Raw genomic sequence first — 26956 nt, forward strand, 5'->3', positions numbered from 1 at the left:
CTGTCCGGTAACATGGCGTTGGAGCACGCGATCCTGGTGTCGCTGGACGAGCGCCCCGGCACCGGCTACGAGCTGGCCCGGCGGTTCGGCAAGTCCATCGGCTTCTTCTGGGCGGCCACCCACCAGCAGATCTACCGCACCCTCAAGCGGATGGTCGACCTCGGCTGGGTGACCGGCGAGGAGATCGCCCAGGACGGCCGCCCGGACAAGCGGCTGTACCGGGTGGCCGACGCGGGGCGCGCCGAGGTGGTGCGCTGGCTGGGCGAGGCGGGCGAGCCCGCGACCATCCGGCACGAGCTGTCGGTCAAGCTCCGGGGCGCGTCGCTGGGCGACACCGGGGCGGTGGCCGCCGAGGTGGCCCGGCACCGGGACGTGCACGCCGAGCGGCTCGACGGCTACCTGGCCATCGGGAAGAAGGACTTCCCCGACCCGTCCGCGCTGACCGGCCGGCGACTGCACCAGTACCTCGTGCTGCGCGGCGGCGTCCGGGCCGAGCAGGCGCTGGTCGAGTGGTGCGACGAGGTGCTGGCCGCGATGCGGGAGGACGACCGGCGATGACCGACTACCCGAACCTGCTGCGCCCGCTCGACCTGGGCTTCACCACCCTGCGCAACCGCGTGCTGATGGGCTCCATGCACACCGGCAACGAAGACCGCTTCAAGGACTTCGGCGCGCTGGCCGCCTACTACGCCGAACGGGCGCGCGGCGGCGTCGGCCTGATCGTCACCGGCGGCTTCTCCCCCAACCGCGCAGGTTGGCTCTACCCGTTGTCCTCCAAGCTCTCCACCCCGCGCGAAGCCCGCCACCACCGCGAACTCACCGACGCCGTGCACGAGGCGGACGGCAGGATCGCCGTGCAACTGCTGCACGCGGGCCGCTACTCGTACCACCCGCTGGCGGTGTCCGCGTCCGCGATCAAGTCCCCGATCTCGAAGTTCCGGCCGCGCGCGCTGTCCGACCGGGGCGTCCGCGCGCAGATCGCCGCGTTCGCGCGCAGCGCGGAACTCGCCCGCGAAGCGGGCTACGACGGCATCGAGATCATGGGCTCCGAGGGGTACTTCATCAACCAGTTCCTCGCGCCCCGCACCAACAAGCGCACCGACCGGTGGGGCGGCGGCCCGGCGGCCCGGCGGCGGATCGCGGTCGAGGTCGTGCGCGCGTGCCGACGGGCGGCCGGGCCGGACTTCATCGTGATCTACCGGCTGTCCGTGCTCGACCTGGTCCCGGACGGGCAGAGCTGGGACGAGGTCGTGGCGCTCGGCCAGGAGGTCGAGGCGGCCGGCGCGACCATCGTCAACACCGGCATCGGCTGGCACGAGGCGCGCGTGCCCACCATCGTCACGTCCGTGCCGCGCGCGGCGTTCGCCGGGGCGACCGCGAAGCTGCGCCCGCACCTCGGCATCCCCGTGGTCACCTCGAACCGGATCAACATGCCGCAGGTCGCCGAAGAGGTGCTGGCGCGCGGCGACGCGGACCTGGTGTCGATGGCCCGGCCGTTCCTGGCCGACCCGGAGTGGGTGCGCAAGGCCGAGACCGGGCGCGCCGACGAGATCAACACCTGCATCGCGTGCAACCAGGCGTGCCTGGACCACACGTTCGCGCTGAAGAAGGCGTCCTGCATGGTCAACCCGCGCGCGGGCAACGAGACCACGCTGACCCTGCTGCCCGCGCGCCGGGCCAAGCGGGTCGCGGTGGTCGGCGCGGGCCCGGCCGGGCTGTCGGCGGCGGTCGCGCTGGCCGAGCGCGGGCACGACGTGGAGCTGTTCGAGGCCGACGACGACATCGGCGGCCAGTTCGCGATCGCCCGGCGGATCCCCGGCAAGGAGGAGTTCGCCGAGACCATCCGCTACTACCGGCGGCGGGTCGAGGTGACCGGCGTGCGGCTGCACCTGGGCCGGCGCGCGACCGCCGACGACCTGACCGGGTTCGACGACGTGGTGGTCGCGACCGGCGTGGTGCCCCGGGTGCCCGCGATCCCGGGCGTGGAGCACGCCCTGTCGTACGCGGACGTGGTGCGCGGCGGCGCGCCGGTCGGGGCGCGGGTCGCGGTGATCGGCGCGGGCGGCATCGGCGTGGACGTCGCCGAGTTCCTCACCCACCGCACCTCCCCCGCGCTCGACCTGGCCGAGTGGATGGCCGAGTGGGGCGTCGCCGACTGGGGCGCGGCTCGCGGCGGCCTGGCCGCGCCACGCCCGGCCGCGCCCGCCCGGCAGGTGTACCTGTTGCAGCGCAAGGCGTCGCGCATCGGCAAGGGACTGGGCAAGACCACCGGGTGGGTGCACCGGGCGGCGCTGGCGGCGAAGGGCGTCGAGCAGCTGACCGGCGTAAACTACGAGCGGATCACCCCGCAGGGCGTGCACCTCACGTTCGGGCCGAAGCGGCAGCGGCCCCGGCTGCTGGAGGTCGACGCGGTCGTGGTGTGCGCGGGCCAGGAGCCCGTGCGCGACCTGGTCGACGTGCTGGCCGAACGCGGGGTGGGCGCGCACGTCATCGGCGGGGCGGACGTCGCCGCCGAACTGGACGCCAAACGCGCCATCGACCAGGGCACGCGGCTGGCGACGACGATCTAGGAGGATTCCCGTGGACGACGAACCGGTGCGGCCCAACGCGGTGGACGAGTTCCGCGCGGCGATCGAGTCCGGCGACTTCACCGCCGCCACGGCGCTGTTCGCCGACGACATCACCTTCCACAGCCCGGTGAAGTACCGGCCGTTCGAGGGCGTCGACGCGGTGCGGGCCCTGTTCCGGGTGTTGCAGCGCACGTTCCGGGACTTCCGGTACGTCGGCCGGTACGACGGCGTGGACGGGCACGTGCTGCGGTTCCGGACCGTGGTGGAGGGCAAGGACGTCGAGGGCGTCGACCTGATCGAACTCGACGCGGACGGCCGGATCGGCACGTTCACCGTGATGATCCGGCCGCAGTCCGCGCTGACCGCCGTCGGCGCGGCCATCTACGCGGGGCTGGTGGCGGACGGCGTCGTCCCGTAACGCAGGATCTCCGGTATGAGTCGACCGTTCACCGCCGGGGACCTGCGCCGCTGGGAGGCGCACGCCGTGCCGGCGTGGGTCTGCAAAGGCGTGCTGCTGGTCGGCTGGGGATTCGCCTTCGGCTACGCCATCACCGCCCCGACCGCGTGCACGCCCACCGCGCCGTGCTACCCCGACCCGTGGCTGTCGGTGGTCGCGGCGGCACTGCTGGCCACGCCCGTGCTGCTGTGGCGGGAACCGGTGCTCGGCTGCGCCCTCGGGGCCGGTTTCGGGCTGGCCGAGGTGGTGTCCGAGGCCGACGAGGGCATCCGGCTCGCGTTCGGCCTGCACGGGCTGGCGTGCGCGCTGGTGGCGTTGTGGCTGGTGGAGGCGCGGCGGGCGCAGCACCGGGTGATCGGGGCGATCAGCACACCGGTCCGGGTGCCGCACGCGACGCCCGTGCGGTTCACCGGACGCACGGTCGTGGCGGTGCTGATGCTGCTGGTGGGGGTGCTGGCCCTGGTGAAGTACCTGGTGGACTCGTCGGAACTGGCCGAGCACACCGCGGCGGCGAGCCGGGTCGGCGGCACGGTGACCGCGGTCGGCGAGCACGACGTGACGGTGCGGCTGGCGGCGTCGCAGCGGACGTTCGACGTGCTGTCCACCGCCGGGTACGCGGTCGGCTCCGACGTGCCGGTGCTGGTCGACGGCGAGTGGGCGGAGCTGGTCGCCGAGCCCCGGGACGTGACGTTCCCGCTGACCGTGATGACGGTGTCGCTGGGCATGGCCGCCTTCCTGCGGCTGCGCGACCTGGCCGGGCGGCACGCGTGGCAGCGGGTGTTCGCGAGCCCGTCGCCGGCGGTCGAGGTGCTGGTGCGGGCGGATCCGCGCGGCCGGGCGGTGCTGCACACCGTCGACGGCCGGCCCTTCGCGTCGATGCCGGTGTCGCTGCCGTTCGAGGACGACCGGATGCTGGCGGTGGGCGACCTGAGCCACGGCGGCTGGGTGGTGCTGTCGGGCCCGGACAAGGTCCTGCTGCCCACCCGGCCGCTGCGCCCCAGTCACCGGGAGCTGCCGCGCTTCGACGACCCGGGCGAGGAACTGCTGGGCGTGGCGCTGGAAGTCCCGCCGCTGCCGTACCCGGTGCCGCCGCACCGCCGGGACGTGGTGGCCGGGTGGTGGCTGTTCGCCGCCGCGCTGTTCCTGACCGTGGGCGCGATGACCGTGGACGGGCCCGTGGTGCTGACGGCGCTGTGGACGGCCGGGACGTGCGTGCTCGCGGGGTGGGTGCGCGGACGGCCGTCGGCGGTGTTCCACCAGGACCACGCGTCGGTGCGGTCGTGGCTGAAGACCTACCGCGTGCCGTGGTCGGCGGTGACGTCGATCCGGCGCGACGGCGAGCGGCTGGTGCTGGAGCTGGAGTCGGGGGCGCGGTTCACGCTCGCGTCGAGCCAACGGCCGGTGGCCGAGCTGGGCGCGCTGGCCCGTCGGCTGCACGACCTGGCACCGGGCCACGACGAGGACGTGACGTCGCGGTTCGGCGGTGCGCTGCCGGTGGTGCTGTGCTTCGCCGTGGCGGCGGGCGCGGTCCTCTGGCTGACCTAGGGATCCGGCCGAGGGCCTCGGGGTCAGGTCCGCTTGCGGCGCGCGATCTCGTCGGAGAGCTGCCGCACGTGGGCGGGGTCGGCGTCCCGGGCGAGGGCGACGTAGTGGTCCATGACGGCCGGCCGGTAGCGCACGGGCAACGTCTGCCCCGGGGCGAGCCGGGTGAGTTCGGTGATCGTGAGGTCTTCGTCCGCGATACCGCGGAACGAGACGCCGTCGGCGGTCTCCACGTCGAACATCAGGACCACGCGTGGATTGCTGTTGACCTCCCGCCAGTCGACGAGGACACCGAGCGCGAGCGCCCCCGTGCGCAGTTCCGCGTTGCGCTGCCCCGCGTCACGGCTGAGCACCGGGTTCGGGGCGACGCCCGGGAAGGCGGGCCCGACGCCGAGCGATTCCCGGCTCAGGTCGGGCCTGAGCTGCGCCATCAGATCGTCGAGCTTCTTCTTGCTCTTCTTCTTCCAGCCGAACATCCCGACCCTTCCCTCACACCGGTGCCGGAATCTCGGCCTGGCGACCCGCCCTCACCGCGATCGTACGTCGCGGCCGTTCCCGGCCTGTCGCATCCGCCCGCCCAACCGAGGTGATCTCGTGGCCGCTGCTCTCACATCGGCCCGACCGGACGACCTCGCCCGGTTCCGCTGCTAGAAGTGGAGCATGGCTTCCACTTCGATGCGGCTCGCGACCTACGACCGGTACGGCCCTCCTGAAGTCCTGTCCGTGACCACCGGCCCGGTGCCGCGACCCGGCCCCGGCGAGGTGCTGGTCCGGGTGCGGGCGGTGTCGGTCAACGGCGGCGAACTGGCGTTGCGCGCCGGGCGGCTGCGCCCGTTCAGCGGTCGGCGGTTCCCCAAGCGGGTGGGCATCGACCTGGTCGGCGAGGTCGTCACCGGAACCGGCCGGTTCGCGGCCGGCGACCTGGTCTGGGGACTGCTCGGGCGACGGATGGGCTCGGCCGCCGAGTACGTGGCGGTGCCCGTCGAACGCCTCGACCACGTGCCCGCCGGCCTGGACGCGGTGCGGGCCGCGGCGCTGCCTTCCGGGACGACGGCGATCACCGCGTTGCGCGACAAGGCCGCGCTCGCACCCGGCGAACGCCTGCTGGTCCGGGGCGGGACCGGCGGCGTCGGGCACGTCGCCGTGCAGTTGGGGAAGGCGATGGGAGCCCACGTCACCGCGTCGGCGAGCGCCGCCAACCTGGACCTGGCCCGGGAGCTGGGAGCTGACGAGGCCGTCGACTACCGCACAACCGGCGACCTGGGCCACTTCGACGTCGTCCTGGACACGGTGGGCACCGACCTGCCCGCGTTCCGCAGACTGCTGACGCCGCGCGGGCGGATGGTCACGATCGCGTTCGACCTGGACCACCCGGTCCGCTCGCTGGGTTATGTCGCGACCCACGCCCTGCACCGCCACCGCTGGGTCCGCTTCTTCAGCGGCAACCCGACTTCCGCCCTGCTGGCCGAACTGGGCCGCTGGGTGGGTACCGGCGCACTGCGCCCGGAGGTGGACCGGGTGTTCCCCCTGGCCGACATCGCCGCCGCGCACCGCGCGCTGGAGCAAGGTGGCGTGCGTGGAAAGGTGATCATCGAGTTCCCCTGACGAGTACGCCGCGCCGCCGCCCCGCCGTCGTGGTTGCGGGCCGCTTTTGCAGCGCTGCAACGCCCCGCAATGCGCTGCAACCGCATGCAGCGCTGCAATCCCGCGCAATGCAGCGCGCCGTATGCAGCGCTGCAATGCCATATGAATCCGCGCCCGGCGCGATGCATCGGTGCGATCCCACGTGGTGCCATGCGGTCCAGGCCGGTCCGGGCAGGGCGAGGCGTGCGGTCCGGTCCAGGGGCGCGGTCCAGGGCGATGCCGCGCAGCGCGGTGCGCCGGGGCCGGGGCCATGCTGCGGGTCGGGGCACAACCCCGCTGCGAGGCGAGGCGGCGGTGGGCGGCGCTGCCCCAGGCGGCGCGACAAGGTGCGGTGCGGGTGGGGCAACAGTGGGGGCGAGACCGACACCGGCGGCACGCCAGGTTGTGGCGCGGGAGGGGTGGGCGCGCAGGGCAGCGCGGGCGGGCCAGTCCCAGGGGTAGGCGGCGGGCAGGATGGGCCAGGCCAGTCCTGGGGCAGGCGGGGCGGTGTCAGGGCGGGAAGGGGTGGGTGGGCTGACCTAGGCTGACCGTCGTGGACTTCTTCACCGGGCCCGACACGGCCGCCGCCCGCGCCGCCCTCGACGTGTGCCACGAGCACGCGGAACCGTGGCTGCGCAACCACTCGCTGCGCGCGTACTCCTGGGCCGCCGCCCACGCCGCCGCGCACGGGATCGAGCACGACGCCGAACTCCTCTACGTCGCCGCGCTCCTGCACGACCTCGCGCTCACCCCTCCGTTCGACAGCCACCGACTGCCGTTCGAGGAAGCGGGCGGCCAGTTGGCCAAGGTGTTCGCCACGGGTGCGGGCTGGGCCCGGCCGAGGCGCGACCGGCTGGCGGAGGTCATCGTGCTGCACATGCGCGACGACGTGCCGGCCGAGCACGACCCCGAGAGCCACCTGCTCCAGGTCGCGGTCAGCGCCGACGTCTCCGGCCGCCGGCTGGACCAGTTCACCGACACCTTCAAGGCCGAGCTGCTGCACCGCTTCCCGCGCCTGGGCTTCGCACCCGCGTTCCTCGCGCACGCCCGCGACCAGGCCGACCGCAAACCCGACTGCGCCGCGGCCGACCTGTTCCGCGCCGGCTGGGACGCGCGCGTGCTCGGCAACCCGCTGGACCCGCCGACGACGGACCCGACCGGCTGACCTACCGCAGCCCGTAGGCGCGGATGATCGTCTGCGTCACGGCGTTGCCGTCCCGGTCCGACGCGGAAGCCCGCAGCGACACGAACGCCGCCCCGGCCGGGTGCCGCACCGCGGCGATCCAGCGCGGCCCGGTCCGCACCAGCGGCACCGACTTCCACGACGCGCCGTCGTCGTACGACACCTGGACGGCGGTCCGCACGTCGCCCGGTGTCGCCACCCCGTTGCGCTGCACGTACACCGGGAACGCGAACGGACGGCCCGCCGCGGCCCGGTTGTGGTCGTCCAGCGCCGGCGCGAACCGGACCGCCAACAACGGCAACGCCGCCGGGCCGCCCTCGACCGTGTCCGAGGTGAACGTCCAGTCGGCGCTCACGTGCGTGGACAGCTCCGACACGCCGGACCGCAACGCCTCGGCGTGCAGCAGGTAGCCGCCTCCTCCGCCGGGCACGGTCGCGTTCAGCCCGCCCGCGTTCGGGGATTCGGCGACGAGCACGCCGTCCCTGTGCAGCGCGGTGCGCGCCGTCGCCGTCGCCGAGAACCCGGCGTGGCGCGGGTCCTGGTCGCTGAACAGCGGCACGCCCACGAACACCTGGTCGCCCTGCCGGCCCGCCCACCAGGCCGGCTCCGGCGCGACCGGGAACGCCGGACCGAACACGGCGGCGTTCCACCCGACCTCGGCGGACGCGCGGTACCGGCGGGGTGCGGCGTCGCGCTGGAACGCGTCCGGGGGCGCGGTCGGCCTCCCGGCCTGGGTGAACGAGGTGCTCCAGTCGACGCCCGGCGTGTACCGCTCGACCACCTTCAACGGCAACGTCCCGCCGGCCATCTTGTCGCGGAACCCGATCTGGCCCGCGCCGGACGCCGCGACCCGCGTGTCCACCCGAGCCAGATCGCGGTCGGCGCAGCGGTACGCCAGGTGCGCCGGAATCCCGCCGTCGGTCGTGAACGACACGTTGTACTGGTACGGACTGCCGACGAACGTCCCGTTGCCGTCCGGCCGGGCGAGCGTCGCCTGCACGGTGAACGACGCGCGGCCGGGCGCGGTGGTCTTGGACGGTGCGTAGTAGTCGGCGTCGAAGCCGTAGCCGAGGTAGGTCGTCCCGACCTCGCCGTGGTCGGTCGTCATCCCGACCGACGTCGAGGTGCCGCCCGGCTCCGCTTCGGGCCGGTCCACGCCCACCGTGATCGGTTTGGCGTCCCGGGCGTCGAACACGAACTCGGCCGCCCGGTCGACGGTGATCGCCGGTTCGGCGAACAGCGCCCGGTGCCGGCTCGACGGCTGCTCGATCCCGGCGTCGAAGTAGTAGACGTCCTTGGGCAGCCTGGTCTTCACCACACCCGACGGGTCGTACTGGACGTGCGCACGCTCCTCGGTGTGGCTGACGAATCGGTACGAGTAGTCGGGCGTCGGTTCGCCTTCGTTGCCGCGGAAGACGAGTGTGACGTCATAGCTCTCGACCTCCTTGGTGACGGCCAGCGGCGTGCGGAGGACGATGTCGCCGCCGGTCGCGACGACCACACCGCCGTAGACGCCATCCGGGCCGCCCAACGACGTCCGCACGGTCACCGCGACCTCCGCCGACGCACCCGGCGCGACAGCGACCTCCTGCGGCGTGACCGCGACCATGCCTCCCGGAGCGGGATTTCCCCTGGGGTCCTTCAATTCCGCTTCGACGCGCAACACCAGCGGCGACGTGCCGTCGTTGCGGTAGAACAGTTTCCGTTCGATGGCCGGGTCGTCGTCGTGCGGCCAGAGCGCGGTGCCCAGGCTCAACGACCCCGGCGACGACCACACGGTCTGACGGGAAGCCCGGGCGACGTCGACCCGGCCCGCACCCTGCTCGAACACCGACAACCCCGGATCCGGGAACGCACTGCCCATCAACGCACCCTTGAGCCGCTGCGCGCTCCAGTCCGGATACCGGGCGGCCAGGATCGCCGCCGCACCCGCCACATGCGGAGCCGCCATCGACGTCCCGGACAACGCGACATGCGCCGCATCCACCGGCACGCCGATCCTGCCGTTGCCGGCCTTCGCGGCCACGATCCCCACACCCGGCGCGGTGACGTCGGGCTTGATCGCGTCGTTCCGCCAACGCGGACCACGCGAGGAGAACCCCGCGAGCCGATCCTCCCGATCCACCGCACCCACCGTCAACGCCGCATCCGCCGCCGCCGGACTGCCGATCGTCCGGGCCTCCGGACCACCGTTGCCCGCCGCCGCCACGAACAACACATCATGCTCGGCACTGATCCGGTCGAGCGCCGTCGACACCGGGTCCCCGCCGTCGGTCGGCCACGAATCGCCCAGGCTGAGGTTCACCACGTCGGCGTGCGCCTCGGCGGCCCACTGCATCCCCGCCACGACCGCCGACTCCCGACCACCACCCGTATCACCCAACACCTTGCCCACCAACAACACACTGTCCGGGGCCACACCCCGGTAGCGGCCCGAGCCGGTGACGATCGCGGCGACGTGCGTGCCGTGACCCACCCGGTCCTCGGTCGACCCACCACCCGTGAAATCCCTCGCCTCCACCACCGCACCCACCAGATCCGGATGCGACGCGTCGATCCCGCTGTCGAGCACCGCGACCCTCGCGCCACGCCCGGTGTACCCGGCCCGCCACGCCTCCGGCGCACCGATCTGCACCACACTCCGGTCCAACGACGCCCGCACCGGACCGTCCAACCACACCCTGTCCACACCCGCCAAACGCACACCGGACCAGAACCCGCCGTCCTTCGGGACCTCCACCGCATAACCACCCACACCCGGAAGATCCACCGCACCGGCCGAACGCGGACCGGACGACACCACGATCAACGGAGTCACCCCACTCGACCGGTCGTCATACCCCGCGCGGATCAACCCCGAGACATCGAACAACCGCCCGTCCAACCGACCAGACCGGACATCAGCAGCGACATCGGACGGCACGACGTGCACGTCACCCCGCTCGTCCACAACCTGCCGAAACCGCACACCGGCACGTCCTTCGCCGGGCCGCACCAGCGCCTTCCCGCCGCGCAGTTCGACCTGGTCGCCGGTCACGAGCGTGACGACGCCGGACGGACCGGACGCGGCCACCACCGGCTTCGCCGATCCCGGCTCGATCGCGGAAGAGGGACCGGTGACGGCGGCCAGTCCGGCCACCGCCAACCCCACCACGAGTGTTTTCCCGCCGGCCATGTGCGCGCTCCCCCGATCACCGCGACAGCCCCTCGACGGCCGCCGCCCCCTCTACGGGACAGTGACCTCCTGGCACGGCTTCGTTGCATTCCGGCGCGATCCCGCCGACCACCCGGCCGGGCGCGCCGGGATCGGGTCAGCCGAACCGGCGTTCCAGCAGCACGGTGTCACGCCACGCCCCGTAGTGGCACGCGATGCGTTCCCGCACACCGATCGTGCGGAACCCGGCGGCGTGGTGCAGCGCGATGCTCGCCCGGTTCTCCGGGAAGATCGCGGTCTGCAACGTCCACAGCCCGCCTTCGTCGGCCGCCGTCACCTGCCGGTGCAGCACCGCCTTGCCGACGCCCCGGCCGCGCGCGTGCTCGGCCACGTACACCGAGGTCTCCACGACGCCCGAGTAGCACTCGCGCGGCGACACGGGCGTGGCCGCGCCCCAACCCGCGACCAGGCCGTCGACCTCGGCCACCCAGCGGTGGTCGGGCAGCCACTTGGCGTCGAGCGTGCGGCGGCTCGGGACCTCGGTCTCGAACGTGGCGTTGCGGGTCGCGATGCCCTCGCCGTAGACGCGCCGCACGTCGGCCCAGTCGTCCTCGGTCATCGCGCGCACCAGCACGCCCGGCGGCGGGGTCACGGCCGGCGGGCGGGCGACCGTGCCCAGGACCGCGTCGGCGGCGCTGGGCAGCCCGGCGCGGGCGGCGGGGTCGACCGACACGAGCGTGGCCGCGCCGTCCCGGCGCAGCCGCACGAACCCGGCCCCGGCGAGCCGTCGAACGTGGTGCGAGCAGGTCGACTGGCCGATCCCGAGTTCGTCGGCCAGCGCGCCCACCGCGATCTCGCCCCGGTGGGTGGCGACGGTGTGCAGCAGCCGGACCCGCGTCGGGTCGGCGAGGCAGGCGAACCGGTCGGCGTAGCGCTCGGCGTCGTGCGCGGTCAACGTCATCGGGCAGTCCTCATACCGACATCCTGGACAGCGGCCGAGCCGCGAGTCAATCGAATCGCATCGATGTATCCGACACCACTACATCGATCGCCATCGATGATCCGCCGTTCCGCGCGGACCCACCGCCGAACCCCGGGAGCTGCCAGACTCGTCGGAGCACACCCTGCCCGGCGGTCCGGCCCGCCGAACACCCCGACGACAGGAACCTCTACGACAGACAGGAATCCGCCATGGGCAAGAACTTCCCGAGACCGGTGGTCGTCGCCCTCCGCGCCCGGTCCCCCGAGCTGTTCCGGGCGTCGATGACGGCGTCGGCCGCGGCGAGCCTGAAGGACGACGAGCGGGACCCCCGTGAGGTGATGACCGGCCTGGCGCTGTGGGTCCACGTGGCGCGGGAGCTGGGCCTGGACCCGGAGGCGGAGTTGAACCGGACCGCCGACCTGCTGCCGCCCGGCCCCGTCGCGGACCTGTTGCGCGAGTTCGGTGCGCGGACGGACGTCACGCTGGAGGCGTTCCAGTGGGAGCTGATCGACACCCCGGACGGGCCGGATTTCGTCCCGTACACGTCCAGACGGAGCAAGCACCACCGGCCGGCTCACCAGAATCCCGGCTGACGGCGTGATCTTCCGCTATCCGGCGGACGCAGATTCCAGGCGACCGCCGCTAGCGTCCCAGTCGCGCCGCCAACGTTCACCACATCGGAGCGACCATGCCCCACAAGCGACTCCTGGTACCACTGCTGCTCGCGGCCGCCCTGCCGCTGGCCCTCGCGGCACCCGCCGAAGCCGCCGCGACCCGCGTGACGATCACCGAACTCCCGCCGCTGCCCGGCGGCACCGCCCGCGTGGTGGCCGTCAACGACCACGGGCAGATCGCCGGCACCAACTCCGGCAGCACCGGTTCCCGCGCCGTGCTGTGGGACCGGGGCGCGCCGGCCGACCTGGGCCGGGGCAGCGCCAACGCGATCAACGCGCGCGGCCAGGTGCTGGGCCTGGAGTCCCTCAGCGTCAGCGGGACCTACCAGCAGCAGCCGAGGATCTGGCACAACGGCACGACCACGAACATCGGGCCGTCCGGTTCGGGTTGGGTGATCGCGAGCGCGATCAACGCGAACGGCGACGTGCCGATGACGTACTCGCGCTCGCCGTACGGCTACCACCAGGAAGCCGCCGCGCTGTGGAAGGTCGACCGGCACCAGGGCCTGTCGGTGAGCGGCCCGCACCTGAGCATCCCGGTGATCAACGACCACGGCCTGGTCGCGGGTACGCAACTGCCGATGTTCGGCGACGACAAGAACGCCTTCCGCTGCCAGGACGGCTCGTGCACGCGCCTGGCGGCGGTCGCCGGGACCGGGCCGTACTCGGTGGTGGCGGCGAACGAGTCGGGCGTGATCGTCGGCAACCGCGACAACCAGCCGGTGCGGTGGCAGGGCGACGCGGTGACGGTGCTGCCCGGCGGGGTGGGCGCGGTCGCGTCCTCGCCGCAGGCGGTCAACGAGTGCGGTGACGTCGTCGGGTGGACGCAGGACGCGGCGGGCGTGCGGCGGGCCACGGTGTGGCGCGGCGGGCGTCAGGTCGTGCTCGACGTGCCCGGACCGGCCGAGGCGCTGGCGATCAACGACGCCGGTGACGTCGTCGGCTACAGCTCGGCGTCCGGCCAGCAGCGCGCGTTCCTGTGGCGCAACGGGAAGGCCGTCGACCTGGGCACCCTGGGCGGCACGTCCAGCGCCCCGGTGGCGATCAACAACAACGGGGTGATCATCGGCCAGGCGAACGCGGCCGACGGCACGACCCGCGCGGTGAAGTGGACCGTCCGCAACACCCGGTCGGGCCGCTGACCACCGCCGGCTCCGGCCGGTGACCACGGGGATCTCGGCCGGAAGCCACCGCTTCCGGCCGAGATCGCCCGTGCTCGGCGGTGAGCGGAAGGTGTCGGGTCAGCCGGCGGTCATGCCCTCGTGGCCTTGGCCGCGCAGGAGGTCTTCGCGGGCTCGGGCGACGCGGGAGCGCACGGTGCCGATCGGGCAGCCGCACACCTCGGCGGCTTCGGCGTAGGACAGGCCCAGGACCTGGGTGAGCAGGAGCGCTTCCCGGCGGTCGGCGGGCAGCGCGGCCAGCATCAGGTTGAGTTCGACCACGTCTTCGAAGCCGGCGGTCCGGGCGGCCGAGCGCTGGGCGTCGGAGGCCTGCTGGAAGTCGGCCGACCAGGCGATCACCGGGCGCGCGCCGGCGGTCCGGATGTGGTCCACGACGGTGCGGCGGGCGATGGACAGCAGCCAGGTGCGGGCCGAGGAACGCCCCTCGAACGCGGGGAGGCTGCGCAGCGCCCGCAGGTAGACCTCCTGCGCCAGGTCGTCGGCCCGGCCGGGGTCGGTCAGGTGGGCGACCAGCCGCCACACGTCGCGCTGGGTGGCGCGGACGAACCGCTCCAACGCGGCGCGGTCTCCGGAGCCGGCGGCCAGGGCCAGGCGCGTGACCGCGTCGTCGTCACCGCGTGAGATCGACACAGTGCCCCAGGCTAGTGCACCCCGCCCCGGGAACTTCCAGACCCACTTGGCCGACAATATGGGCGTGGACTGCGACTCGTGCCGGGAGGCCCTGTCGGCGCGGCTGGACGGCGAACCCGAACCCGCCCCCGCCGGCGACACCGACGCGCACCTCGACGGGTGCGCCGCGTGCCGCGCGTGGCAGGACGACGCCGCGGCGCTGACCAGGACGTTGCGCCTGCGGCCGGCCACGGTGACGCCGGACCTGGTGGACTCGGTGCTGGCGGCCGCGCCGCCGGTCGGGGCGACGCGCGGGTGGTACCCGAGGGTGGCGTTGGCGGGGGTCGCGGTCGCGCAGATCACGTTGGGGCTGGGCCAGGTGCTCGGGTCGGGTCCGGCGGGCGGTCCGGCCGGGCACGGGATCCACGGGGCGAGCGGCAGCCACCTGTTCAACGAGAGCACCGCGTGGAACCTGGCGCTGGGCCTGGGGCTGCTGTGGACGGCGCTGCGGCCGCGCGCGACGACCGGGATGCTGCCGGTGGTCGCGGGGTTCGTCGCGGTGCTGGGCGCGTTCTCGGTGCAGGACCTGGTGAACGGGGAGGCGACGGTCCAGCGGGTCACCTCGCACGCGATCCTGGTGCTCGGGCTGGCGCTGCTGGTGGTCGTGCACCGGGGACGGCGCGATCCGGACGGTGGGCGCGTCGCGGAGCCGCTGCCGGACGCGCCCGATCTCGGGGCGGGGGTGGAGGACCCGCCGGAGTCCCCGGCAGCGCGGGCCCGGCCCCGCCTGCGGCCGGTGAGCCGGCGTCGGGCGGCCTGACCGTCAGCCGCGCGGCCACCGGGGGTGGTGGTCGTCGATCCGGTACGGGTGGGCGTGCCGCCGGCCGCCGCCGACCGGGACGGCGTCGCGCACGTGGTCGTGGTCCGGGTCGAGGCCGACGTGCGAGTGCTCCACGACCTCCGCGTCCGGCGACGGCCACAGGCGGCCGGCCACCGCCGTCGACGCCACCGCGACCGCCCCCATCACCGGCAACGCCAACCCGGCCCCGCCGACCGTCACCAGCCACCCGGCGACCGGGTAGCACGCCAGCCAGCAGGCGTGCGACAGCGCGAAGTCCGCCGCGAACAACCCCGGCCGGTCCCCCGCCTGCGCGGACCTGCGCAGCAGCCGTGCCGCCGGGGTCAGCACCAGCGAACCGCCCGCCCCGACCACGAACCACACCACCAGCAACCCGGGCCAGCTCCCGGCCACCAGGGAGCCGACGGCCAGCACCGCGCCCGTCCCCCACGCCGCGCGCAGCATCACCGCCCGCTCCGGGAAGGCGTCCAGCACGCGCGGCAGCGCCAGCGCGGCGAGCAGGGACCCGGTCCCGTTGGCGGCGAAGGCCACGGCGACCTCGGCGGCACCCAGGCCGAGCCCGTCGCGCACCAGCACGACCGTGCCCACCAGTACGACCGCCCCGGCCGCCGACACCGCCAGGTGCACGGCGAGCAGCCCGCGCAGCCGGGGTGTGCCGAGGTAGATCCGGATCCCCCGGGCGGAGAACGAACTGCGCGCGCCGAGGCCGGGCAGCCCCACCGACGCGACCAGCATCGCGGACGCGGCGAACCCGATCGCGGTCCCGAAGAACAGGTTCTCGTACCCGACCACGAGCAGCGCCAGGGCCGCCAGCGACGGGCTGAGCAGGCTCTCCAGGTCGTAGGCCAGCCGCGAGAGGGTCAGCGCCCTGGTGTAGTCGCGCTCGTCGGGCAGCACGTCGGGCACGACCGCCTGGAACGTCGGCGTGAACGCGGCGGACGCGGCCTGCAACAGGAAGATCAGCAGGTAGACCTGCCACACGGCGTCCGCCCAGGGCAGCGCGACCGCGACGCCGGCCCGCACCACGTCGAGCCCGACGAGCAGCGCCCGGCGGGGCACGAGCCCGGCCAGCGCGCCGGCCACCGGGGCGACCGCCACGTAGGCGACCATCTTGACCGCCAGCGCGGTGCCGAGCACGACGGCGGCGTCCCCGCCGGCCAGCCGGTACGCGAGCAGCCCGAGGGCGACGGTGGCCAGTCCGGTGCCGGTGAGGGCGACGACCTGGGCGGCGAAGAGCCGGCGGTACGTGCGGGAGCGCAGAACTCCGGGCATGCCGGCACTATATGTGCTCATGTACGCACGCGACGACGTTGCAACAGCCGCCCACTGGCAACAGCTGCCCGACGGCACGCACGTCGAGGCGGCCGTGGACGGGTTCCGGATGCTCGCCGACGCGACCCGGTTCCGGATGCTGTGGCTGCTCTGCGGCCGGGAGTACGACGTGACCACGCTCGCCGACGCGGTCGGCACGGCCCGCCCCGCCGTGTCGCAGCACCTGGCGAAACTCCGGCTCACCGGCCTGGTCACGGTCCGCCGGGAGGGCCGGCGCGCGGTCTACCGGGCACGGGGCGGGCACGTGCGGCGCGTGCTGATGGAGGCCGTGGGCGCGGCCGAGCACCACCTGACCGGCGCGCCGGACCACGACTGAGCCTGTTCGCTTCTGATCGGCTGATCGCCGGCTGATTGACTTGTCCGCTCCCCGACCGAACGATCCTCGGCAGTCGAGTTCAGCCGGAGGTGCGGTGGGCGTGCAACCAGGCGGCGGCCGCGCGCAGCGGTTCGTCCACCGGGCCGAGGCCGGGGTACCAGGGCCGTTCCCACTCCAGGGACACCCAGCCGGACCAGTCGGCGAGCGCGGCGGCGCACCCGTCCAGCGGCACGGCGCCCCGCCCCGGCGGCACGGGCGTCGGGTCGTCGACCGCGACCGCGTCCTTGACCTGGAAGTACGCCAGGTGCGCGCCGAGCGCGGCCCGGGTGGCGGCAGGCGGCTCGCCGTGCCGCCACGGGTGCAGGGCGTCCCACAGCACGGCGACCAGGTCCGGTTCGAACGCCTCGACCAGGCGGCCGGCGGCGGCCCCGGTGGGGTGCGTGTCGTGCGTCTCGACCAGCAACCGGACGCCGGCCGCGCGCAGGTCGGGCAGCACGGCGGCGATCCGGCCGCGCGGGTCGGCGGTGCCGCCGGGGAACACCCGCAGCGCGGGCGCGCCGAGCCGGGCGGCGAGACCGATCAGCGAGCGCAACCCGGCGAGCACCGGCTCGTCGGGGCCGGGCGCGCAGACCTTCGCGTAGCCGGCCAGGCAGGCGGCTTCCAGACCGGCGTCGGCGAGCACGGCGCGCGCCCGCCCGGTGTCCATGCCCGGGTGGACCTCGCCGTGCACCCGGATCTCCAGACCGGCGCAGCCGTGCGCGGCGGCCAGGTGCGCGGCCTGCGCCAGCGTCAAGTCCGGCGTGCCGAGCGTGCTCACCGCGAGCTGCCAACCCATCGACCCTCCTCGGGGTGTCCCGCACCGCATGGTGAAAGCGCTTTCCGGCCACGTCAAGTCGAGCGGCCGAACCGAACACGTCCGAACAGGAGGTCGCCATGACCGAATTCGCCGTCGCCCCGGGGCGGTTTCTGCGCGACGGGCGGGAGCACCGCGTGCTGTCCGGCGCGATGCACTACTTCCGCACCCACCCCGCGCAGTGGGCCGAGCGGCTGGAGGTGTTGCGCGGCATGGGGTTGAACACCGTCGAGACCTACGTCCCGTGGAACCTGCACGAACCCCGGCCGGGCCGCCACGAGCGGCTCGACGAGCTGGACGGGTTCCTCCGGCTGGCCGCCGACGCCGGGCTGGACGCGATCGTCCGCCCCGGCCCGTACATCTGCGCGGAGTGGGAGAACGGCGGCCTGCCGTCGTGGCTGCCGGGGCCGTTGCGGTGCGCGCACCCCGGCTTCCTGACCGCCGTGGACCGCTGGTTCGACGTGCTGATCCCCTTGGTCGCGCGGCACCAGGTGACGCGCGGCGGGAACGTCGTGCTGGTGCAGGTCGAGAACGAGTACGGTTCGTACGGCTCGGATTCGGCCTACCTGGAGCACCTGCGGGACGGTCTGGTGGCACGCGGTGTCGACGTGCCGCTGTTCACCTCCGACGGCGGTTCGGCGCTGTTCCTGACCGGTGGCGCGGTGCCGGGGGCGGTGGCGACGGTGAACTTCGGCAGCGACGCCACCGGCCAGTTCGCCGAACTCCGCGCGCTGCGGCCCGACGATCCCCTGTTCTGCATGGAGTTCTGGGACGGCTGGTTCGACCACTGGGGCGACCGGCACGTGGTGCGCGACCCCGGGGAGGCCGCCCGAGCGCTGGACGAGGTGTTGGCGGCGGGCGCGTCGGTGAACCTCTACATGGCGCACGGCGGCACGAACTTCGGGTTCTGGGCGGGCGCGAACGCGGGCGGTGACCTGCACGACGGCGACTACCGGCCGACCGTCACGTCCTACGACTACGACGCCCCGATGGACGAGGCCGGCCGCCCCACCGCGAAGTACCACGCGTTCCGCGAGGTCATCGGGCGCTACGCGGAACTCCCGCCCCTTCCCCCCGCTCCCCCGCCGCCGCTACCCGCGCAGACCATCGCGCTGACCAGGTCCGCGCGCCTGTTCGACGTGTTCGACACACCCACCACCCGCACGCCGCACATACCGTCGTTCGAGGAAATGGGGCAGCACCAGGGTTTCCTGCTGCACCGGGCGACGATCCCCGGCCCGCGCCCACCGCTCCCGCTGCGGCTCAAGGACCTCCGCGACCGGGCCCAGCTGTTCGTGGACGGCGAGCCGGCCGCCGTCTTCGAGCGCGCCGACCCGGACCGGGCGGTCGACGTGCCGGGCGGCGTCACGATCGACCTGCTGGTGGAGGCGATGGGCCGGATCAACTACGGCCCGCTGCTCGGCGAGCACAAGGGCGTCGGCGGGGTCCTGCACGAACGCCAGTACGTCCACGGCTGGACCACCACGGCGATCCCGCTGACCGGGCTCCCCGAGATCGACTGGGACCGCGACACCACCACGACCGGCCCGCAGTTCCGCGCCGGCACCCTCCACGTCGACCAGCCGCGCGACGCGTACCTGGACCTGACCGGCCGGCACAAGGGCGTGGTGTGGGTCAACGGCTTCTGCCTGGGCCGCTACTGGGACATCGGTCCGCAGAGGACCCTCTACGTGCCGCGCCCGATCCTGCGGGAAGGCGGCAACGAGGTGGTGGTCCTGGAACTGCACCCGGCGGACGTCCCCGGCTCGATCGCCCTCACCCCGGACCCGGACCTCGAAGGCGACCGGCGATGACGTCACGCGCGGCTTCGAAGGCGACCGGCAGACCGCGAAGGCCGTCACGCACGTCCCGACCCGCTGGGACGAGCAGGGAAACCCTTACCCCGCGACGGCCGTCGACGCGGCCTACGGTTCTCCGACGGCTGGTTCAAGGTGACCGTGCGCCCGTGACACGGCACCCGACGCCGACCGTCACACCCGCTCCAGCTCCCGGCCGTGCACCACGACCGCCCAGATCACCACGACGTTGAGGGCGATCGCGATGGTCGACCACACCGGCTGGACGCCGACGAACGCCACCTGCGCCAGGACGTTCACCGAGGCGACCAGCACCGTGGCGATGCGCGCCCAGGCCGCGCCCGTCCACAGCGCGGGCCCGGCGAGGACGGCCAGGACGCCGATGACCAGGTGCACCCAGCCCCAGCCGGTGAGGTCGAGCACCAGCACGGAGCCGTCGCCGGCCACGTAGTACCGGTCGTTGAACAGCGCCACCAACCCTTCGATCACGTTGAACACGCCGATGATGATCATCATGATGCCGGCGAACGCGATCCAGCCCACCCACCCGGTGTCGACGGGCGGGCGGCTGGAGCGTTCCGCCCGGTAGAAGTCCTCGCTCATCTCGATTTCCCTTCGCCTGCGGTCGTCGGCGACCACCGTGGCACCGGGTGCCGCGGCGGTTCACCACCCGCAGCGGGCGAGCGCAGCGGTTTCACCCGCGCCGGGTGGTGGGCCGGGAGAGGTCACCTGGCGCGCGTGGCGACCCGGCCGGGCGCGGCGGGTGACCGTGGGCGGTATGACACCGACCACGAACGGCCCGCCCCGGATCGCGGACCACGGCCTCATCGGCGACCTGCGGACCGCCGCGCTGGTGGCGCTGGACGGCTCCGTCGACTGGTTCTGCGCGCCCAGGTTCGACTCGCCCACCCTGTTCGGCGCGCTGGTCGACGACGAACGCGGCGGGCGCTGCCGGATCCGCCCGGCCGGGTTCACCGGACCCGCGCGGCAGATGTACTTCCCCGACACCGCGGTGCTGGTCACCCGGTTCATGACCGAAGAGGGCACCGGCGAGGTGGTCGACTTCATGCCGCCCGGCTCCGGTGACGACGGCGTGCGGCGGCTGATCCGGATGGTGCGCTGCGTGCGCGGGAAGCTCGACTTCGAGGTGGAGGTCGCGCCCCGGTTCGACTACGGGCGCCGGGAGCACAGCGTGCACGCCGTGGAGAACGGCGTGGTGTTCGACGGCGGTGACACGCGCCTGGTGCTGCACGTCGTGCGGGAGCCGGGCGAGACGCCGACGTCCGACGTGCGGGTCGACGGGCGGGACGTCCGCGCGCTCGTGTCGTTGCACGCCGGGCAGGTGCGCGGGATCGTGCTGGAGACGGGCGGTTCGGACCGGCCCCGGCGAGTCGGGGTGGCCGAGGTCGAGCAGGCGTTCCAGGAGACCGTGCGGTTCTGGCACGAGTGGCTGGCGCGCTCCACGTACCGGGGCCGGTGGCGGGAGGCGCTCAACCGCTCGGCGGTGACGTTGAAGCTGCTGATCTACGCGCCGACCGGCGCGATGGTCGCCGCGCCGACGGCGGGGCTGCCCGAGCAGCTCGGCGGCGAGCGCAACTGGGACTACCGCTACACCTGGATCCGGGACGCCTCGTTCGGGGTGTCCGCGTTGCTGCGCCTGGGTTTCGTGGAGGAGGCGGCGGCGTTCTCGAACTGGCTGGCCGAGCGCTACCAGCAGGCCGACGGCGACGACGGGCCGTTGCGGATCATGTACCGGGTCGACGGGTCGCCCGACCTGGCCGAGGAGGTGCTCGACCACTGGGCGGGCTACCGGGGTTCCCGGCCGGTGCGGGTCGGCAACGACGCGGGCGGCCAGCTCCAGCTCGACATCTACGGCGAGCTGCTCGACGGCCTGCACCACGCGCACCGCAACGGGTTGCGCATCGGCCGGCGCGGCTGGCAGGCGCTGACCTCGGTGGTGGACTGGCTGTCGGACAACTGGGACCGGCCCGACGAGGGCATCTGGGAGACGCGCGGCGGGCGGGCCGACTTCACCTACGGGCGGGCGATGAGCTGGGTGGCGTTCGACCGGGCGTTGCGCCTGGCGCAGGCGCAGAGCCTGCCCGCGCCGATCGCCCGGTGGCGCGCCGAACGCGACCGCGTCCACCAGCAGATCTGGTCGCGCGGCTGGGACCCCCGGCGGCGGGCGCTCGTGCAGCGGTACGGCTCGGACGTGCTCGACTCGTCGCTGCTCCGGTTGGCGCAGGTGGGTTTCGTCGCGCCGCGCGACCCGATGTGGCTGGACACGCTCGCCGCCGTGGAGCGCGACCTGGTGGTGGACAGCCTGGTGCTGCGCTACGACCCGGCCGCGTCGCCGGACGGCCTGCTCGGCGACGAAGGCACGTTCTCGTTGTGCACCTTCAACTACGTGGACGCGCTGGCGCGCGCGGGCCGGACCACGCGGGCGCGGCTGGTGTTCGAGAAGATGCTGACCTACGCCAACCACGTGGGCCTGTACGCGGAGGAGATCGGCACGACCGGTGAGCAGCTGGGCAACTTCCCGCAGGCGTTCACCCACCTCGGCCTGATCGACGCCGCCATCACCCTCGACCACGCCCTGGACCGCACCGAGTCCTGACCCCGGTCACGGCAGCGCCCGCGCGGGCTCCGCCGGCGTCCGGGGACGCGGTGCCACCGGCCCGATCACCGTCGCCGCGTCGGACAGCAGTTCCTGGACGGTGCGGAGTTCGGTGAGCACCCGGTCGCGGTAGGTGCGCAGCGCCGCCACCTGCTCGGCGGCCTCCCGCACCAGCCGGGCGGCCTGGGCGGCGGCCTGGTCGTGCTGCCCGATCGCCCGCCGCACCACCTCGGCCGCCTTCGCCGCGGCCACCGCGTCCCGTTCGGCGGCCAGGATCGCGGCGGCGGACTCCTGGTCGGCCAGGCGCCGCAACGACTCCGCGCGGCGCACCGACATGGCCGCCGTGAAATCCGCCTCGACCTGATCGCGCTGGCGTCGTGCGCGTTCGTCCAGCTCACGCCGTCGCCGCTCGGCGCGCAGGGTCACCGAAGCCAGGTGCGCCACCGTGTTCTCGACCAGTTCGCGGTGGTCGCGCTCCATGGCCCGGCGGCGCGCGTCGAGTTCGCCGAGCAGCCACTGGTGCCGGCGCGCCAGCCGTCCGCCGCCGGCCGCCGCCTGCGCCCAGCTCTGCTCGGCGGCGGCCCGCGCCTGGGCGGTGATCTCGGCGGCTTCCTCGTTCGCCAGTTCCACGATCCGGCGGGCGAGGTCGCCCGCGGCGTCCGCGGACAGCGGTCGGCGGCACATCCGGTCCACCCGCGCCCGCAGCCGGCGGTTCTCCGACCGCGCCGCCTCCAGGTGCCGGCGCAGCCGTTCCGCGCGGCTCAGGACGGCGTCCCGGTCGGCGGCGAGCGTCCGCAGCTCGAACTCGGCGTCGTGCACGTAGTGCCGCACCTGGTCGCGGCGGAAGCCCCACACCGACACGTCGAACCCGATCGGCAGCGGCACCAGCTCGTCCGGCTGTCCATTGTGGATCACGTCGCCTCCTCGTCCTCCGGGGCCTCCAGCATCTCCGGCCGGCCGAGGCCCGGTCGTCATCCGGGACAGGTGATCCGGGGCCCGGGAATCCACCCGGCGCGGGCGATGCCCCGGCGGCCCGGCGGCGGACATCGTGGTGGTACGAAACGCCGAGGAGGAACGCATGGCGACGTTGACCGTGTGGAAGTTCGACACCGCGGACGGGGCGCACGAAGCGCTCGCGCTGCTGGAGTCGCTGGCCAAGCAGGAGTTGATCAGGATCGAGGACGCCGCCTACGTCTACTGGGAGCAGGACGCCAAGCGGCCCAGGACCAAGGAGGTCGGCCGGTTCACCGGGGCGGGCGCGCTGGGCGGCGCGTTCTGGGGGCTGCTGTTCGGTTTGCTGTTCCTGGTGCCGCTGCTCGGTGCGGCCGTGGGCGCGGGGATCGGCGCGGTCGCCGGGTCGCTGGCCAAGGCGGGCATCGACGACGACTTCATCCGCCGGGTGCGGGAGAAGGTCGCACCCGGCACGTCCGCGCTGTTCGTGCTGTCGACCGACGCGGTGGTGGACCGGGTGCTGACCGAGTTCCGGGGCACCGGGGCCGAGCTGATCAGCACCAACCTCTCCGGCGACCAGGAGGAGCTGCTGCGGGAGGCGTTCGCCGACACGTCGGAGCGGTGACCGGCGGGTGACGCCTCCACCGGGCGGTGATCGTGTTACGCACCGCGGTCACCGCCCTGGTTCCGCCGCCGGGGCACCAGCAGCGCGATCACCAGTCCCAGCAACGCGAACCCGACCAGCACCACGAGGGCCGCCGCGAACGGTCGGCCACCCGGAGCCGCCGCACCCGCCAGGACCGACCCGGCCAGCGCGGTGCCCAGCGACGAACCCAGGTTCGACACCGCCCTCGACACACCCGAGATGTCGCCCTGCAACCGGTCCGGCCACGCCGACTGCACCAGGTTCACCGACGCGGTCAGCATCGTCCCGACCCCCGCGCCCAGCAGGAACAGGCCGGGCGCGAACAGCAGCACGGTCGAGTCGTCACGGGCCGGCAGGAGCAGCAGGGCCTGTCCGACCGCGCTCGCCGCGAACCCGGCGATCACCAGCCTGCGGGCCGGGTGGCGTCGCGCCATCCGTTGCGCCGCACCGGAAGCCGTGAGCACACCGACCGTCGCGGGCAGCAGCACCAGGCCGGTCTGCACGGCGCTCAACCCGCGTTCCTGTTGCAGGTAGACCGACACCACGAAGAACGCGCCCTGCATCACCAGCCATTGCGCGGTCTGCGTGCCCAAACCCAGGTTCGACGTGCGGTCGCGGAACAGTCGCGGCGAGCACAACGGGTCCGGCGCGCTCTTGATGTGCCGGAAGAACCCGTAGAGCACCAGCACGCCGATCCCGACGAACACCCACACCGGCGACAACCCGCCGGCGGGCAGCAGCACCAGGTCGCCGATCGCGAAGTCCGCACGCGCCACGAGCCAGCCGTAGGTCCCGGTCCGCAGCACGCCGAACACCACGAAGAACAACCCCGCACTGGACAGCACCGCGCCCCGCAGGTCGAACCGGGGTCGCGGCTGCGGGCGTGGCTGGTCGACGATGTGCCGCGCCGCCACGACGACCCACACCACGATCGCGACCTGGAGCAGGAACGACGCCCGCCACCCCAGCCAACTCGTCACCAGCCCGCCGAGCAGCGGCCCGACCGCCGCGCCGAGCGCGCCCGCGCCGCCGACCACCCCGAAGTACCGGGCCCGCACGGCGGGATCGGTGAACGACACGGTGACCAGGATGTAGATCGGCGGGATCATCAGCGCCGAACCGATCCCTTCCAGCAGCGAGTAGCCGAGCAGCAGCAGCCCCGGACCGGACGCGAACGCGGCGAGCAGCGCGCCCGCGCCGTACACGACGAGCCCGATCACGAAGCACCGCTTGCGGCCCCAGCTGTCGGTGAGCTTGCTGCCCGGCACCATCAGCGCCGCCATGGTCAGGGTGAACAGGGTGATCGTCGTCTGGACGCCGATCACCGTCGTGCCCAGGTCGTGGGCGATCGCGCTGATCGCCACGTTCATCGTGGTCGCGGCGTAGCTCGCGACGAACTGGGCCAACGCCAACGGCAACACCATCGCGGTGCGCGTTCTCATGTCTGCCCCTCGGTAGCCGGAAACGTGGCGCCCAGCGTGCGGCGGACCGGGCGCGGCCCGCCTCACCTGCCGTGGATGACCGCCCGCCCCGACCGCGCGGAATCCACCCGGGGCGGGCGATGCCCGGCCTTGCGGCGGCGGACATCGTGGTGGTGTGAAAGACGAGGAGGAACGCATGACGACGTTGGCCGTGCGGGTGTCCGGCACCGTGGACGGAGCACGGGACGGACCGCCACGGGAGGCGTTCGCCGCCATGCCGGGATGGTGACCGGCGGGCGACGTCTCCGCCGGGCGGTGACCGTGCTCCGCCCCCTCGCCACGGTCACCGCCCTGGTCGTCGCCTACTACCGGTTGCCCGTCGACCCCCTGGCGAGCGGACGACCGGTGGTGTGGCTGGCCCTCGGGCTGGTCCTGGTGGTGGCCGTGCTGGCGGTCGAGGTGCGCGTCATCGTCCGGTCGCCGCGTCCCCTGTGGCAGGGCGTGCAGGCGATGGCGCTGGTGTTCCCCTTGTTCCTGCTGGTGTTCTCCTACGCGTACGTGCTGCTCACCCACGCGGACCCGGACGGGTTCGGTACCGCGCTGGGGCACACCGACGCCCTCTACTTCACCGTCACCGTGTTCGCCACGGTCGGCTTCGGCGACGTCGTGCCGCTGTCACAGGCGGCGCGGGCGCTGGTCACCGTCCAGATGGTCGGCGACCTGCTGTTGCTCGGCGGCGCGCTGCGCGTCGTGCTGACGGCCGTGCGGCGGCGCAGCGACGAGGTCGACCGGTGAGCACCGCCGCCCACGAAGTTCTCCCGCCGAACAGAGGATGTGCCGATGCCGTTGCGCGAACGCATCGCGGGCCTGATGCCACGGGCCCGCGACGACCTGTCCGAACTGGTGGCCTTCGGGCCCGAACACGCGCTGGAGTCCCGCAACGCCGCCCGCTGGGTGCTGAACCGGTTCCTGGAACTGGGTTTCGCCGACATCCGGCTGGAGGACCTGCCCGGCGGGAGCCAGGCCGTGATCGGGTCACGCCCCGCCGGCCCGGACGCGCCGACCGTCCTGCTGCACTCGGACCACGAGCCGCCGGCGTCGGGCGAGTCGTCGTGGCGCACGCCGCCGTGCCGGCTGACCGAGGTGCACGGGCGTTGGTACGGACGCGGAACCGCCGGCGGCAAGGGCAACACCCTCATGCACCTCACGGCGTTGCGGGCGCTGGCCGAGCTGCCGGTGCACCTCAGACTCGCGGTGGGCGACCCGGCCGACTTGGCGAAGTTCGCGCCGGAGCGCCCGGACCTGTTCCAGGCCGACGTGGTCCTGGTGGGCGTCAACGGGAACGCCGGCGTCGGGCGGCCCGCCGTGACGGTGAGCGCGCGCGGCGTGGTCGAGCTGGTGGTGACCGTCGAAGCGCTGGACGAGGGCCTGCCGGCGGGTGCGTTCGGCGGTGCCGCGCCGGACGCGGTGGCCGCGCTCGCGTCGATGCTGGCGAGCCTGCGCGACGCGCGCGGCGAGACCACCGTGCGCGGCCTGCCGCACAACCAGGTCTGGTTGGGCGAGCCGTACCCGGAGGACCGGTTCCGGCTCGACGCGGCCGTGCCGGACGGCGTCGACCTGCTGGGCGACGGTCTGGTGGCGGACGCGCTGTGGGCACGGCCGGCGCTGACCGTGCTCGGCATCGACTGCCCCACCGGCACGATCGCCCCGAACGCCGCCGCGCACCTGGCCCTGCACGTGCCACCGGGCCTGGACGCCGAACTCGCCCACACCGCGCTGATCGACCACCTGCACGACGTCGCGCCTTGGGGCGTCCGGGTGAACACGCACACCCTCGGCCTCGACGCACCCTTTAGATCCACTGTGGACGGTTTCGCGCACCGGATCGTCGCGTCGGCCATGCGCGAGGTCTACGGGACGCCGATGACCGCGTTGGGCCAAGGCGGACCGCTGCCGCTGTGCACCAGCCTGGCCGCCGTGAACCCCGACGCGGAGCTGGTCCTGCTGGGCGTGGCCGAACCGGCCTCCCGGGTCGGCGCGCCCAACGAGAGCCTCGACCCCGCCGAACTCGCCGCCATGGCCCAGGTGGAAGCCCGCTTCCTGCAACGGTTCGCGCGCGACGCCCGGGGGTGAGGCCGCGCGGCGGCCGGATCCGGCCGCCGCGAGCCC

At 73.8% G+C, this 26956-nt stretch carries 24 protein-coding genes; 15 read left to right on the forward strand and 9 right to left on the reverse strand.

Features of this window, described 5'->3' with window-relative positions:
* The first annotated feature begins 12 nt into the window (after positions 1–12).
* From AC0HI0_RS19660 to AC0HI0_RS19675, 4 genes are read left to right on the forward strand one after another with little or no spacing between them, the layout of a single operon-like run.
* Positions 13–558, forward strand: a complete 546-nt coding sequence (locus AC0HI0_RS19660) for a PadR family transcriptional regulator (RefSeq protein WP_480933826.1) — start codon at positions 13–15, stop codon at positions 556–558.
* Entirely contained in the window at positions 555–2570 is a 2016-nt protein-coding gene (locus AC0HI0_RS19665) for an FAD-dependent oxidoreductase (RefSeq protein WP_480933827.1), read from the forward strand. The genes AC0HI0_RS19660 and AC0HI0_RS19665 overlap by 4 nt, the downstream gene beginning before the upstream one ends.
* Positions 2571–2580: 10 nt before the next feature.
* Positions 2581–2988: a nuclear transport factor 2 family protein gene (locus AC0HI0_RS19670; RefSeq protein WP_480933828.1), complete on the forward strand. Its 408-nt coding sequence runs from the start codon at positions 2581–2583 to the stop codon at positions 2986–2988.
* 15 nt (positions 2989–3003) lie between these two features.
* Positions 3004–4572 (forward strand): hypothetical protein, encoded by a 1569-nt coding sequence (locus AC0HI0_RS19675; protein ID WP_480933829.1) that lies wholly within the window; start codon positions 3004–3006, stop codon positions 4570–4572.
* Positions 4573–4595: 23 nt separating this feature from the next.
* Here the strand turns inward: AC0HI0_RS19675 and AC0HI0_RS19680 are convergent, their stop codons facing one another.
* Positions 4596–5045, reverse strand: coding sequence for a hypothetical protein (locus AC0HI0_RS19680; RefSeq protein WP_480933830.1), 450 nt, complete (start codon positions 5043–5045; stop codon positions 4596–4598).
* A gap of 184 nt (positions 5046–5229) precedes the next feature.
* Here AC0HI0_RS19680 and AC0HI0_RS19685 point away from each other — a divergent pair, with 184 nt between their 5' ends.
* Positions 5230–6174 (forward strand): NAD(P)-dependent alcohol dehydrogenase, encoded by a 945-nt coding sequence (locus AC0HI0_RS19685; RefSeq protein ID WP_480933831.1) that lies wholly within the window; start codon positions 5230–5232, stop codon positions 6172–6174.
* A gap of 571 nt (positions 6175–6745) precedes the next feature.
* On the forward strand, positions 6746–7357 hold the full coding sequence (locus AC0HI0_RS19690; protein WP_480933832.1) for an HD domain-containing protein: 612 nt from the start codon (positions 6746–6748) through the stop codon (positions 7355–7357).
* Between the two features lies 1 nt (position 7358).
* On the opposite strand, the gene AC0HI0_RS19695 is transcribed toward AC0HI0_RS19690, so the two are convergent.
* Together AC0HI0_RS19695 and AC0HI0_RS19700 are read right to left on the reverse strand one after the other, a co-directional pair.
* The gene (locus tag AC0HI0_RS19695; protein WP_480933833.1) at positions 7359–10550 is read right to left on the reverse strand and encodes a S8 family serine peptidase; all 3192 of its coding nucleotides are present in this window, start codon (positions 10548–10550) and stop codon (positions 7359–7361) included.
* Between the two features lie 136 nt (positions 10551–10686).
* Entirely contained in the window at positions 10687–11490 is an 804-nt protein-coding gene (locus AC0HI0_RS19700) for a helix-turn-helix domain-containing GNAT family N-acetyltransferase (RefSeq protein ID WP_480933834.1), read from the reverse strand.
* Positions 11491–11720: 230 nt separating this feature from the next.
* Between AC0HI0_RS19700 and AC0HI0_RS19705 the strand changes: the two genes are divergently transcribed.
* Together AC0HI0_RS19705 and AC0HI0_RS19710 are read left to right on the forward strand one after the other, a co-directional pair.
* On the forward strand, positions 11721–12104 hold the full coding sequence (locus AC0HI0_RS19705) for a hypothetical protein (protein ID WP_480933835.1): 384 nt from the start codon (positions 11721–11723) through the stop codon (positions 12102–12104).
* A gap of 95 nt (positions 12105–12199) precedes the next feature.
* Complete coding sequence (locus tag AC0HI0_RS19710) at positions 12200–13327, forward strand: hypothetical protein (protein ID WP_480933836.1); 1128 nt, start codon at positions 12200–12202, stop codon at positions 13325–13327.
* 99 nt (positions 13328–13426) lie between these two features.
* Here AC0HI0_RS19710 and sigC read toward each other — a convergent pair whose 3' ends face one another.
* Positions 13427–13996, reverse strand: coding sequence for an RNA polymerase sigma factor SigC (sigC, locus tag AC0HI0_RS19715; protein ID WP_480933837.1), 570 nt, complete (start codon positions 13994–13996; stop codon positions 13427–13429).
* A gap of 58 nt (positions 13997–14054) precedes the next feature.
* Between sigC and AC0HI0_RS19720 the strand changes: the two genes are divergently transcribed.
* Positions 14055–14795 carry a zf-HC2 domain-containing protein gene (locus AC0HI0_RS19720; RefSeq protein ID WP_480934340.1) on the forward strand — a complete coding sequence of 247 codons (741 nt, stop codon included), beginning with the start codon at positions 14055–14057 and terminating at the stop codon, positions 14793–14795.
* Between the two features lie 3 nt (positions 14796–14798).
* Here AC0HI0_RS19720 and AC0HI0_RS19725 read toward each other — a convergent pair whose 3' ends face one another.
* Positions 14799–16106, reverse strand: a complete 1308-nt coding sequence (locus tag AC0HI0_RS19725; protein WP_480933838.1) for an MFS transporter — start codon at positions 16104–16106, stop codon at positions 14799–14801.
* A 19-nt stretch (positions 16107–16125) separates the two neighbouring features.
* Between AC0HI0_RS19725 and AC0HI0_RS19730 the strand changes: the two genes are divergently transcribed.
* Positions 16126–16482 carry an ArsR/SmtB family transcription factor gene (locus AC0HI0_RS19730; protein ID WP_480933839.1) on the forward strand — a complete coding sequence of 119 codons (357 nt, stop codon included), beginning with the start codon at positions 16126–16128 and terminating at the stop codon, positions 16480–16482.
* 79 nt (positions 16483–16561) lie between these two features.
* Here the strand turns inward: AC0HI0_RS19730 and AC0HI0_RS19735 are convergent, their stop codons facing one another.
* Complete coding sequence (locus tag AC0HI0_RS19735) at positions 16562–17317, reverse strand: sugar phosphate isomerase/epimerase family protein (protein ID WP_480933840.1); 756 nt, start codon at positions 17315–17317, stop codon at positions 16562–16564.
* A gap of 98 nt (positions 17318–17415) precedes the next feature.
* On the opposite strand from AC0HI0_RS19735, the gene AC0HI0_RS19740 reads away from it, so the two are divergent.
* Positions 17416–19149 carry a glycoside hydrolase family 35 protein gene (locus tag AC0HI0_RS19740; protein WP_480933841.1) on the forward strand — a complete coding sequence of 578 codons (1734 nt, stop codon included), beginning with the start codon at positions 17416–17418 and terminating at the stop codon, positions 19147–19149.
* Between the two features lie 177 nt (positions 19150–19326).
* Here the strand turns inward: AC0HI0_RS19740 and AC0HI0_RS19745 are convergent, their stop codons facing one another.
* The gene (locus AC0HI0_RS19745; RefSeq protein ID WP_480933842.1) at positions 19327–19755 is read right to left on the reverse strand and encodes a DUF7144 family membrane protein; all 429 of its coding nucleotides are present in this window, start codon (positions 19753–19755) and stop codon (positions 19327–19329) included.
* A gap of 175 nt (positions 19756–19930) precedes the next feature.
* On the opposite strand from AC0HI0_RS19745, the gene AC0HI0_RS19750 reads away from it, so the two are divergent.
* Positions 19931–21769, forward strand: coding sequence for a glycoside hydrolase family 15 protein (locus AC0HI0_RS19750; RefSeq protein WP_480933843.1), 1839 nt, complete (start codon positions 19931–19933; stop codon positions 21767–21769).
* 6 nt (positions 21770–21775) lie between these two features.
* Here the strand turns inward: AC0HI0_RS19750 and AC0HI0_RS19755 are convergent, their stop codons facing one another.
* Positions 21776–22684, reverse strand: coding sequence for a cellulose-binding protein (locus tag AC0HI0_RS19755; RefSeq protein ID WP_480933844.1), 909 nt, complete (start codon positions 22682–22684; stop codon positions 21776–21778).
* A gap of 163 nt (positions 22685–22847) precedes the next feature.
* On the opposite strand from AC0HI0_RS19755, the gene AC0HI0_RS19760 reads away from it, so the two are divergent.
* Complete coding sequence (locus AC0HI0_RS19760; RefSeq protein WP_480933845.1) at positions 22848–23345, forward strand: DUF1269 domain-containing protein; 498 nt, start codon at positions 22848–22850, stop codon at positions 23343–23345.
* A 35-nt stretch (positions 23346–23380) separates the two neighbouring features.
* Here AC0HI0_RS19760 and AC0HI0_RS19765 read toward each other — a convergent pair whose 3' ends face one another.
* Positions 23381–24808, reverse strand: coding sequence for an MFS transporter (locus AC0HI0_RS19765; protein ID WP_480933846.1), 1428 nt, complete (start codon positions 24806–24808; stop codon positions 23381–23383).
* Positions 24809–25102: 294 nt separating this feature from the next.
* Between AC0HI0_RS19765 and AC0HI0_RS19770 the strand changes: the two genes are divergently transcribed.
* On the forward strand, positions 25103–25582 hold the full coding sequence (locus tag AC0HI0_RS19770) for a potassium channel family protein (protein WP_480933847.1): 480 nt from the start codon (positions 25103–25105) through the stop codon (positions 25580–25582).
* 45 nt (positions 25583–25627) lie between these two features.
* Positions 25628–26920: a M20/M25/M40 family metallo-hydrolase gene (locus tag AC0HI0_RS19775; RefSeq protein WP_480933848.1), complete on the forward strand. Its 1293-nt coding sequence runs from the start codon at positions 25628–25630 to the stop codon at positions 26918–26920.
* The last annotated feature ends 36 nt before the right edge of the window (positions 26921–26956 follow it).

It is taken from the genome of Saccharothrix sp. NBAS 001 (assembly GCF_056640475.1).